This is a genomic window from Streptomyces ziwulingensis, assembly GCF_039542605.1.
GTDB lineage: Bacteria > Actinomycetota > Actinomycetes > Streptomycetales > Streptomycetaceae > Streptomyces > Streptomyces ziwulingensis.
The window spans coordinates 1-5,038 of the sequence record NZ_BAABIG010000114.1 but is presented as its reverse complement, the minus strand read 5'-3'; the positions used below and the strand labels follow the sequence as shown (position 1 = coordinate 5,038).

The window sequence follows — 5,038 nt, the reverse complement described above, 5'->3', positions numbered from 1 at the left end:
GGGTGTGCCGGATGCGGTGTCGCCGCCGGGTGCGGACGCTGCCCGGGTGCCGGGGACGGCGGGGTTGGCGCGGGTCGGCGTGNGGGGCTGGGGCTGGGGCCGGGGGTGGGGGTCGGCGTGGTGGGGGCGGGCTGCGTCGCCGCGCGCCGCACCGGTGTGCCCGGGGCGTCCGGTGAGGTGGTCCGGCGGTCGCCGGCGGGCTCGGTGCCGGGCCGCGACACCGCGTGCCGCACCGGCGTACCGGACGTCGTGTCGCTGCCGGGCGCGGGGGTGTTCGCGGCGCTGGGCCGGGGCGGTGTCGCGCGCTGTGCCGGCGTACCGGATGCCGTGCCGCCACCCGGCGCGGGCGGCGTGTGTCCTGCGTCCGGCCGCGACGGCTCCGCGCGCTGCACCGGAGGGACGGACGCGGTGTCCCCGCCCGGCGCGGGCGGGTTCGCGGCGCCGGACCGAGGCGGCACCGCCGCGCGCCGCACCGGCGTACCGGCGACCGCGCCACCGCCCGAAGCCGCCGGAGCGCTGGGCGCGGCGGGTGTGGAGGCAGGGGTGGTGGGTCGGGCGCCGGGTGTCGGTGCGGGGCCGGATCGCGGGGTCGCGCGCTGCACCGGGAGGCCGGCCGGAGTGCCGTCCCCGGGTGTCGGTGCGGGACCGGACCGGGAGGCCGCGCGCCGCACCGGGGTACCGGCGTCCGACGGGCGGGCCGGGGCGGGGCTCGGGCCCGGAGCCGCGCCGGGGTCGGCTCGGTCGCCGTCCGGTGAGGACGGTGCCGTTCCGGAGGCGTCCGGCAGGGTGTTCGTGCTCCGGCGGCTCGCGGGCAGCGCCCGGCGCTGCACGGCCGCCGGTCCGGGCTGTGCCCTGGTCAGCGGGGGCTGCGGGCGGGGCGCCGCGGGCGGTGCGGGCGGCACCGGTGTCACGCGGACACCGCGGGCGGCCCGGGCCGGTGCGGTCGCCGGTGGAGTGGACGGCGCCGGCCCGGCGGACCGCGCCCGCTGGACCGGTACGACCGGGGGCTTCGACGCGGCCCCGGTCCCGGACGCCGCAGCGGCCGGACCCGTGGCCGTACCGCTGCGGGCAGCCGCCGGCCTGGTGGCCGTACCGCTCCCGGCGGCCGCGGAGCCGGCCGTGGTGGGCGTGGCGCCGGACGCGGGTGCGGACGGCGGGGTCGGCGCGGGTGCCGTGGTCGGTATCGCCCGCAGGGGGGCGACCGGCGTGCGCTGTACGGGGGCGGGGCCGGACGGTGCGGCGGGCGGGGCGGTGCGGCCGAGGCCCGCGGCCGGGCGGGCCGGACGGCCGAGCGCGCCGGACAGCATGGAATCGCCCGCCGCCGGGTTCAGCACCGCGGGGGACGGCGCCCCCGTGAACGACGGGTTCTGCCAGGTCGGCAGCCGTCCGCCGAACCCGGCGTCCGCGACCCCCGCGGGGGTCCGGCCGGTCGCCCGCTGGATCGGCGGCAGACCCGGCCAGGCGGCGACGGCCACCGGCGCGGGAGCGGCCGCCCGCGGCGTGCTCCCGTCCGTGCCGGAGCCGGAGCCGGCTCCGTCGGCCGGGGGCGTGTCCGGGCCCCCGCCGGTGCCGTCCCGGAGCCCGTCACGACGGCCTCGCAGCCGGTCCAGGAATGCCACCCGTCAGCCCTCCGCCGCGCCACGCGTCACGAGGGACGCGATCTGGTCCGTGAACCGGCGGCGGTCCTGGTGCTCCAGGTCCATGATCGCCTCCAGGCTCCAGTGGAAGTGGTAGGCCACGTACGCGATCTCCTCGTGCAGCCGGTCGGTCGCGTACGTCACGATTCCCCCAGGCGGCTCCCGCCGAGTTCCACCTCGAAGGGTTCCGAGCAGTGCGGGCACTGGACGGCCGCGCGGGTGTGGCCCTCCGCGTTGATCTGGCGGTAGAAGTCCTGGAGGAACGCGAGGTCGGAGGCGAACATGTTCTCCACGATCCCGTCGTGCACCATCGTCAGCGAGCCCAGCCGGGTGATGACCCGGCCGAGCAGCACCACCGACAGGTACGCCGGGTTCTCCTGCACCCGCACGTCGCGGAGCGGGATCAGCTCGTCCCGCGCCGTCGACAGCCGCATCACGCCGTCCCGGTGCACCGTGCCCGACTCGTCGACGTACCCGCGCGGCAGTTCGAAGGGGAACTCGGTCCGCAACTGCTGCCGCGGTGCCACGTCGACGGGAGACCCGGCCGGAGTCCCGGCCTGCTGTCCAGCCGGAAAGCCGGCCGGCGTCTCCTGGGGCGCGGCGGCGGCCGAAGGGGGGAACCCCGTTCCCGCCGCGGCGGCGTGGGGTGCCGCGCCCGGTGCCCTGGCAGGCGTGCGCCGCATTATTCGATGACCAGTTCTTCGAACACGATGGTCACGGTCTCGGTCAGCGCGGCCGCCTCGCCCGCCTTCACCGTGCTGGTGTCGATCTTGCTGCACCAGGCGTTGCGCAGGTTGTACCGCTTCACCGGGTTGTCCTCGAAGTCCATCATGATGATCGAGGCGTTCTTGCGGGCGGTGGCCATCCGGCCCGCGATGGAGTCGTTGATCCACTGGGTGAACGACGCCGACTGGGTCATACCGCGCACGACCGTGCACTGGCCGTTCTTCTGGGTGCCCGGCAGCAGTGCCACCTCGGAGCGGCCCATGGAGCTGTTCTGCTTGTACTCGATGACGTCCTGTTCGAGCGTGAGGCCGCTGACCTCGGCGAGGTACTCGACCATCACGCCGTCGATCTGGAGGCCGAAATTGTGTGAAGTGAGGGCGTCACCCGGCTGGAGACTCATCTGTTCGCTGTCCTTCTGCTGAACGTGCGGGACGTTCTGGGGGAGTGGGGGCGGTCATGCGGGAGGGCGGGCGCGGTCACTCCTCCAGTTCGCCGCTGCCGCTGGAGAACTGGGCCAGCCGGAAGATCACGAACTCCGCGGGCTTGACCGGCGCGATGCCGATCTCGCAGATGACCCGGCCGAGGTCGACCGACTCCGGCGGGTTGGTCTCCTCGTCGCACTTGACGTAGTACGCCTGCTCGGGGCTCTGCCCGAACAGGGCGCCGTTGCGCCACTCGTTGACGAGGAACGCGGAGACGTTGCGCCGGATGCGGGCCCAGAGGTTGTGGTCGTTCGGCTCGAACACCACCCACTGGGTGCCGATCAGGATCGACTCCTCCAGGTAGTTGAAGTACCGGCGGATGTTCAGGTAGCGCCAGGCCGGGTCGGAGGAGAGGGTGCGGGCGCCCCAGACGCGGATGCCGCGGCCCGGGAAGGAGCGGATGCAGTTCACGCCGATCGGGTTGAGCAGGTCCTGCTCGCCGCGGGTGATCTGGAGTTCGAGGTCGACGGCGCCGCGGACGACCTCGTTGGCGGGGGCCTTGTGCACGCCGCGCTCGAAGTCGTTGCGGGCCCAGATGCCGGCGACGTGGCCGCTCGGCGGGACCAGCCGGGACTGGCCGGTGGCCGGGTCGAAGGACTTGATCCAGGGGTAGTACAGGGCGGCGTACTTGGAGTCGTAGCCGGCCGTCTCCTGGCGCCAGACGCGGATCTGGCGGGCGTTCTGGCTGGGCGGCGGGTCGATGATGGCGACGCGGTCGCCCATCAGCTCGCAGTGGGCGATCATGCCGAGCTGGACCGCCTTGACGGCCTCCAGGTCGATCGCGCCGCGCTGGTAGGCGGCCATCAGATCGGGCACCGCCACCATGGAGATCTCGTCGATCGCCTCCAGGCCGCCGAAGCCGGTGCGGTCGGCGCTGTCGCCGAGGTACTGGGCCGGGCCGGGCTGCGCGATCTCGTCCGGGCGGCCGGGCGCGGCGGGGGCGGTGGCGGCGGGCGGCGCGGGCAGCGTCACCGTCTGGTTCTCGGGCCGGGCGAGCTGCGCGGAGGGCGCGGCCTCGGTGACGGTGATGAGCTTGGAGCGCTCCTTCACCTGGGTGACGACGTAGGAGCGGTTGCCCTTCTTGGCGCTCACGTCGAACGTCTCGACGGGCTTGTCGCCGTCCTTGACGATCAGCTTGAAGCGCTCGGCGGGGCCCTCGCCCTCGGGGTCGGCGACCTCGACGCTCAGCGGGCCGCTGTCGCCGGCGGCGGTGGCCGTGACGGCGAAGGTGCCGAGCTGCCGGGGCTCGGCGGCGGGCAGCGCGGCGGGGGTGGGGGCGCCGGTGACGGCGGCCGGGGACGCGGATTCCGCGGCGGCGCCGTCGGCGGAGCCGCCGACGCGGACGACATAGGCGGCGCTGCCGCCGTTGTTGAAGAAGCCGTAGACGGAGTGCGCGAGGTAGTAGCCGTCGGTGAAGTCACCGAACGCCGCGACGTACTGGGTCCAGTTGGTCACCAGCGTCGGCTCGTTGAGCGGTCCGGCCGGCGCGAGTCCGACGAAGGCCGCCACCGAGGTGCCCACTCCCTCGATGGGGCGCGAGCCGCTGGCCACCTCCTCGACGTAGACGCCGGGCGACAGGTAGGACGGCATGCTCTGCTCTCCTCGGGGTACGAGACAGGACGCCCCTCAGCCTCGCGCGCGCGCGGCGGCTCCCGAAACGTCCTCGGGTGCCGTTTCGGGGGCACACCCGTTGCCCGCACGGGCAATTTCCGCATTCCTGACCTTGCCGCCTGCCTCGCCGCCGACTCGCCGCCGACTCCCTGCCCCGCTGCCGCGCGGGAGCGGGCTGCGGTGTCGCCGGTTCCGCATGGCGCCGGTTCCGGCAAAGGCGCGTACACGTTCCGTTCACGGCCGGTTGCCGCGCCGTCCTTTCGGGCAACAGGGTGTGCACCGGCGGCCGCTGACGGATCGTCGGTCCGCCCGTAACGTCGACCCGTGAGCCTCTGGACCTCCCTTGAACCCGCTTCCGCCACGGTGGACCCCGGCAGCAGTACGCGGGTACGGCTGCGGGTGCGCAACACCGGTGACGTGGTGGACGAGTACCGGTTCGAGCCCGTCGGTGACCTCGCGCCCTGGACGACGGTGGAGCCGCAGACGCTGCGGCTGTACCCGGGCACGACGGGGACGGTGGAGCTGGCCTTCGCCCCGCCCCGGACGCCCGACGCGGCGGCGGGTCCGAACCCGTACGCGGTA

4 protein-coding genes and 1 pseudogene are annotated in these 5,038 nt (G+C 74.9%); 1 reads left to right on the top strand and 4 read right to left on the bottom strand.

Annotated elements, in window-relative coordinates:
* Window positions 1-1,622: 1,622 nt before the first annotated feature.
* The 4 genes from ABEB00_RS35575 to ABEB00_RS35560 form a co-directional block, all read right to left on the bottom strand.
* On the bottom strand, window positions 1,623-1,781 hold the full coding sequence (locus ABEB00_RS35575) for a DUF6760 family protein (protein WP_345624875.1): 159 nt from the start codon (window positions 1,779-1,781) through the stop codon (window positions 1,623-1,625).
* A complete protein-coding gene (locus tag ABEB00_RS35570) occupies window positions 1,778-2,320 on the bottom strand; it encodes a hypothetical protein (RefSeq protein WP_345624874.1) in 543 nt (180 codons plus the stop codon). The genes ABEB00_RS35575 and ABEB00_RS35570 overlap by 4 nt, the downstream gene beginning before the upstream one ends.
* Window positions 2,320-2,763, bottom strand: a complete 444-nt coding sequence (locus tag ABEB00_RS35565) for a phage tail protein (RefSeq protein ID WP_345624873.1) — start codon at window positions 2,761-2,763, stop codon at window positions 2,320-2,322. The genes ABEB00_RS35570 and ABEB00_RS35565 overlap by 1 nt, the downstream gene beginning before the upstream one ends.
* Before the next feature lie 76 nt (window positions 2,764-2,839).
* Complete coding sequence (locus tag ABEB00_RS35560) at window positions 2,840-4,435, bottom strand: phage tail sheath subtilisin-like domain-containing protein (RefSeq protein ID WP_345624872.1); 1,596 nt, start codon at window positions 4,433-4,435, stop codon at window positions 2,840-2,842.
* Between the two features lie 345 nt (window positions 4,436-4,780).
* Between ABEB00_RS35560 and ABEB00_RS35555 the strand changes: the two are divergent.
* Window positions 4,781-5,038, top strand: a pseudogene (locus tag ABEB00_RS35555) (peptidoglycan-binding domain-containing protein); the annotation flags it as partial.

Excerpts from the sequence above, each read along its gene's own strand:
- ABEB00_RS35560 (WP_345624872.1), bottom strand. The coding sequence starts at position 4,435 with ATGCCGTCCTACCTGTCGCCCGGCGTCTACGTCGAGGAGGTGGCCAGC.
- ABEB00_RS35565 (WP_345624873.1), bottom strand. The coding sequence starts at position 2,763 with ATGAGTCTCCAGCCGGGTGACGCCCTCACTTCACACAATTTCGGCCTC.
- ABEB00_RS35570 (WP_345624874.1), bottom strand. The coding sequence starts at position 2,320 with ATGCGGCGCACGCCTGCCAGGGCACCGGGCGCGGCACCCCACGCCGCC.